This window comes from Paraburkholderia ultramafica, assembly GCF_902859915.1.
Lineage (GTDB): Bacteria > Pseudomonadota > Gammaproteobacteria > Burkholderiales > Burkholderiaceae > Paraburkholderia > Paraburkholderia ultramafica.
Genome location: NZ_CADIKK010000096.1, coordinates 1 through 5,066 on the forward strand (window position 1 = coordinate 1; position 5,066 = coordinate 5,066).

The window sequence follows — 5,066 nt, forward strand, 5'->3', positions numbered from 1 at the left end:
CTGGAGAACGAGGCGGATTGCCTCATTCGCCAACATACGGAACCGCGCAGCCGCCCCCTCATAAACCACCGGGCTTAGCCGGAGCCCCCTACCGCGCGAGCGGTTTCGTTCCTCGGCCAACTGCAGCCGTTCGCCTTCATGCTCCGACGGTCATTCAAACGTCGGCTACGCTCAGTAAACGGTCATTGAAACGGCCATTGCCGGTAGGACCTCGCACAGCGCCGACAACGGATAATGCCGGCACTGCTCGTCAATGCAGGCGTACTTCACAGGAGGTCCTTCGCGAAGGGCGGTCAGGAGGCCCTCTCAATGATTATCAGCCTTAACCCCGCATATCCCGGTCGGCTGCATCCGCTGGTTGGGCGGCAAACTGCGAATGGGCTTGCCTTTCTCGATTTCTATTTCGGCTGCGGAAAGTACGGCTTGGGGAACGTTCCCGGAGAGGGAAAGGGTTTCGGGAATGTCTCCGGTGAGGGAGCTGCAGGAAGCTGTACCCTTACCAGTCGATGGGTCGCAATATCCTTTCGCTTTGCCACTACCCGGTAGGAAAAGGCCAAGTTGCTCGTCCCATCCTTCTGCTCGCGCACCATAAACCCCTTATCGGTGCGATCCACTACATACAGCCCATTCGAATCACCATAAGGAGTCAAGAAGACGTGGTAGCCCTTGGTCTCAATCACAGCAGCGAAGTCAGGTTCCAGCTGGACCTCCGCCTTGCCATCCTTGAGTGCCGCCTCTCCGAAGTCCTCGAACCAACTTTCCGGGCTCTCAATGGCGCAGAGTAATCGGGTCGACCCGTCTGGATGTGGCACCACAGCACCTTTAACGCCTGTCACCGTCACGTCGCCCTCGATGAGCACCGGCCCCACGAAGCGTCCCGCTAGGCCGACCGGGCGGTCTCTGCTTACTGAACCGAAGACCCCCGTACCCCCATCAGATCGCCCGACAACCCCGATGCCGTCTGTGCTCTCGCCCAACATGCCGAAGCTATTCCCCACAGAGCCCCAGACGCCAACAGAGTTCGTAGACCGCCCGACGACGCCGGCGTTGTCTGTGCTCTCGCCCAGCACACCGTATCCGCCCCCCCTGTCTGCCGTCACAGAGCCCCAGACGCCGACGGAATTGTTAGACCGCCCAACGACGCCAGCGTTGTCTTGACTGTCGCCCAAGACGCCGTAGCCCTTGCCGCTCGCACCCAAGACCCCAGTACCAGATCCGTCTGCGGGAACAGGTATTCCTTGAAAGGTCTCTAATGGATTACCTATAGAACCAAGACTTACCCCAACCACCCCGGTGCCACCCCGCATGACGGCACCTATTACTCCAACTCCGTTGCGGTTGTGTTCACCGAAAACCCCGGCTATTCCGCGGTTGCCATTTCCAAAAATCCCAAAGTTTTCACCAAAGCCATGAACTCCGACACCCTGTACCGTTGACTCTCTTCCGCTGCTAACGTTTACGCTTTCACCGTAGACTCCGCAACGGGTACCTTGTACATTCACCCCATAGACCATATCGGAAGCTTTGGTGGAAAAGCCGGCTCTAGGGAAGCCAGAACCTGTGTTGGAAGGGCCCAGTGCCGTAAACTGATCATCATGTGCCATTTCTTACACTCCTTTCTTGGGTTTGCGTAACAACTCTGTTACCGGGACACAGTTTTGCGCCCTAACTCCGACATCAGCTCCCTAACTCGGCGTCGTGTATTGCACTGAAATCGACTCGCAGATTGCGTTTCCTGTTCGTATATTTTTTGGGTCGACTTTACGCACGACCTCCCGGAAGGCGAAATTTCAGCGATAGCCGCGATAGATGAATTGGCGACACATCATCATATCGATTCTCTAGGGCTAGAAGAGGTCGTCGTAACCTCTATTGACCACGACACAATTCTATTAGAGGCCTCGGATCTGTGCCACGATATCTTTTGTCTAATCAACAGGGAGTCACCGCCCCTCGCACAATAATAACGACGCTTAACGTGATTTCTATGGCAATAACGAACTTTTTATGACGGTCGGTTGACCTCCGCTATGCCTGAGAGTCTAGTTTGGCGTCCTTGGACTGAATTACGTCGGCGACGCAGCAGTTAGCGTACTATGCTTAAGCACGCTTGACGCATGGTTGTGGTGCAATTCCGATGCGTCGGTCTGTTACCCTTGAGCTTTTGACGACCACGAGCCAATGAGCAAGCTGAAAGATCTGGAATGGTTGTTCAACGGGCGTCATTTCGACCGCGAAGTCATCGTCCTTTGCGTACGTTGGTACCTCCGCTACAAGCTCAGTCTGCGCGATCTTGTCGAGATGATGGCTGAACGCGGCCTGTCTCTCGCCCACACTACGATCCTGCGTTGGGTGAAGCGCTACACGCCGGAGTTCGTCAAACGCTGGAATCGGTTGGCCACGATAGCCGGTCAGTCGCGGCGAGTTGACGAGACCTACGTGAAGATTCGTGGCAAATGGGCCTATCTTTACCGCGCTGTTGACCGGGCAGGAAAGACGATCGATTTTCGCCTGAGCGCCAGGCGCGATGTAGCGGCAGCAAAGGCGTTCTTCGCGAAGGCGATCAGAACCCAGGGGCGCGCTCCTGCAACGATCACGCTGGACGGCTACGCAGCATCTCATCGGGCGGTCCGCGAGATGAAGACCGAGAAGTCGCTACAAAGGCGAACGAAATTGCGATCCTCGAAGTACCTGAACAACCTGATCGAGCAAGATCACCGCCACATCAAATCGCGGGTGAACGTGATGCTCGGGTTCAAGCGGTTCCGGAACGGGGCCGTTACCCTCTCCGGCATCGAACTGATGCATCGCATTCGCAAAGGCCAGTTCGATCTCGCCAGCGTGCGCCTCAAAGATACCACTTTGCCTTCGATCTGGATGGCGGTCCTTTCAGTTCGTTAAGGTATCCGAAAAATTGGCGATTTCTCGCCCGACTACCGAATTTGCACCACAACCGTCTGATCGACGGCCTGCAAAACCGCACGACCAGCCGATCGCGATCGTCGCTCTTGCCTTGCCTTGGATCATTCACGATCACCGGGGAAAAATTGACGTGGGACACATCGACTTGTTGGAACGTCGACCCGCTCCAGTAGTGAGCCAAGCTGAACGGAATCGTGGGATCCATCCAGTTGGCTGCCCCGACGAAGCGGCCTGAGGATCTGATGTTGCGATACCAGTTCTTTGGATTGGCGGCGCTCACCGTGGGGGATAGGCCGGTTGCGATATGACCGTTGTTTCGCGGTAGTTTTGACGATATGTGGGGCCGCGGCCGACACAACGCGAGAGCTGCCAAGTAAGTGCATTAGCACTTGTGGATAATCGGAAACTACAGTAATTTGGTTAGGAGGATGCCATGAAAGTGTCACGCCGAAATGCCTTACTCCTCTGGTGCGCCTGCGGTGTAGGGATCATTGGGACGCAGATACCAGGCGTCATTGCGCTCGCGCAAGCGCAGCCCCGTCAAAGGGGATGGAGGTGGTGTCGAAAGTGCCAAGGAATGTTCTTCAGTGGCAATCCAAGCCAGGGTGTCTGCCCCGCCGACAGCCGAGCGCATGACGCAAGTCAGAGCGGCCGTTACGCGGCCGTTCTGGGTGATGATGCCCCGGGTCGACAAGGGGGTTGGAGGTGGTGTGGAAAGTGCCAAGGAATGTTCTTCAGTGGCAATCCAAGCCAGGGTGTCTGCCCTTCCGACAACGGAACTCATGACGCAAGTCAGAGCGGCCATTACGCGGCGGTTCTGGGTGATGATGCCCCGGGTCGACAAGGGGGCTGGAGGTGGTGTGGAAAGTGCCAAGGAATGTTCTTCAGTGGCAATCCAAGCCAGGGTGTGTGCCCTTCCGACCACGGAGCTCATGACGGAAGTCAGAGCGGTCGTTACGCGATGCCATTGACATTGGGATGAAGCCAGCCCGTACTGTTTGCCCGCTTATCAGCCAATCGACCCAGAGAGCATGCAAAACCGTCGGGTTTAGAAAATTTATCGGCTAATGCTCTGGTATTTTGGCTGGGGGATGAGCTATGCAGAAAACTCGTATGGCGATAGCTAATCGATCGGCTTGCCCTCGCACCCCATATTGACGTCCGGTGAGCTTGCTCCTCTCGAGCAACAATTTCTCAGTGCGTTTCTATAGTTCATGATTATCTATATTGGACTCAGCGTTATCGCGGGCCGGTTGCGGACTCGATTTTGAAGATGAGTATGGAAGACTTGGAAGTGGATAAGGTTACGGTCGCTGCGATCTACAGTGCGGTAGTCGAGTTTGGCAACGGTTCATGGAAGGACGATGCTGCCCTGCGTGCCACCGGCGAGCGCCGTGTGTTGCGCAAGCTTCCCGAGAGCGCTAAGACACGCTGGACCGAATGGAAAGCACGGCCCGACGTCTTTTCTGAATCGGAGTGAAACACCATTTCCCTCCTTCCAGTTATCAGATGAGAAAGCCGCGGAGGCCTGTGTATGATCTTCACTGATCGTAGTGATTCTGACACCCGCATTGATAATGGCGGCGGGTATGTTCGGGTCGTGGGTCACGCTCGGTCGCGCTGACGGGCTTAAGCGACTATCCAGTCGCTCTCGACGCAGAGTTGTACAGATCTTCGCGACGCTGCTCGGCGGCCTGCAGTACGAAACCTGTTGGGCGCCTCACGGAAATGAACGACCGCTACACTTTGAAAGCCGTCAATCGGGCGGCAACTGGTCGAGCGTCCGGAGTGGGTCGGGTTATGCCTTTTGCATGAGAGGCCGCGTCCGGGGCACTCGCCTCGCTCGGCCGTCGGACGCTAGTCGGCCATCAAACGTCATTCGCCGGCCGAACTGTCCGGCCTCTTGGGCGTCGGCTCCTACCAGGATAAGAGCCGTTCAACGAAGAAAGTCTGGCATTGCCAGTCTGACGCTTGATGACGCTCAGGTAGCAACTGCGCAATTCCTGCGATGGGGTCGGGAGTCTTGAAGCAACGTATGCGGCTCGTCTGGGCCGTTATGGACAGCGCATTGAGGGTTTGGGTAATTTGGTGTCCACCAAATTATTGCGGACACCAAAGTGGACAATACATTGAAGGCGCGGGCA

Annotated in this window: 4 protein-coding genes; 3 read left to right on the forward strand and 1 reads right to left on the reverse strand. The window is 56.3% G+C overall.

The window, feature by feature from the left end; all coding sequences use genetic code 11:
* Positions 1-398 precede the first annotated feature (398 nt).
* Positions 399-1,604 carry a hypothetical protein gene (locus HV744_RS36005; RefSeq protein WP_175154007.1) on the reverse strand — a complete coding sequence of 402 codons (1,206 nt, stop codon included), beginning with the start codon at positions 1,602-1,604 and terminating at the stop codon, positions 399-401.
* A 201-nt stretch (positions 1,605-1,805) separates the two neighbouring features.
* Between HV744_RS36005 and HV744_RS38665 the strand changes: the two genes are divergently transcribed.
* The 3 genes from HV744_RS38665 (at position 1,806) to HV744_RS36015 (ending at position 4,402) form a co-directional block, all read left to right on the forward strand.
* Positions 1,806-1,964, forward strand: a complete 159-nt coding sequence (locus tag HV744_RS38665; RefSeq protein ID WP_425497902.1) for a hypothetical protein — start codon at positions 1,806-1,808, stop codon at positions 1,962-1,964.
* A gap of 217 nt (positions 1,965-2,181) precedes the next feature.
* Entirely contained in the window at positions 2,182-2,901 is a 720-nt protein-coding gene (locus HV744_RS36010) for an IS6 family transposase (protein WP_175154008.1), read from the forward strand.
* A 1,228-nt stretch (positions 2,902-4,129) separates the two neighbouring features.
* Positions 4,130-4,402 carry a hypothetical protein gene (locus tag HV744_RS36015; RefSeq protein ID WP_281363702.1) on the forward strand — a complete coding sequence of 91 codons (273 nt, stop codon included), beginning with the start codon at positions 4,130-4,132 and terminating at the stop codon, positions 4,400-4,402.
* Positions 4,403-5,066 lie beyond the last annotated feature (664 nt).

Excerpts from the sequence above, each read along its gene's own strand:
- HV744_RS36010 (WP_175154008.1), top strand. The coding sequence starts at position 2,182 with ATGAGCAAGCTGAAAGATCTGGAATGGTTGTTCAACGGGCGTCATTTC.
- HV744_RS36005 (WP_175154007.1), bottom strand. The coding sequence starts at position 1,604 with ATGGCACATGATGATCAGTTTACGGCACTGGGCCCTTCCAACACAGGT.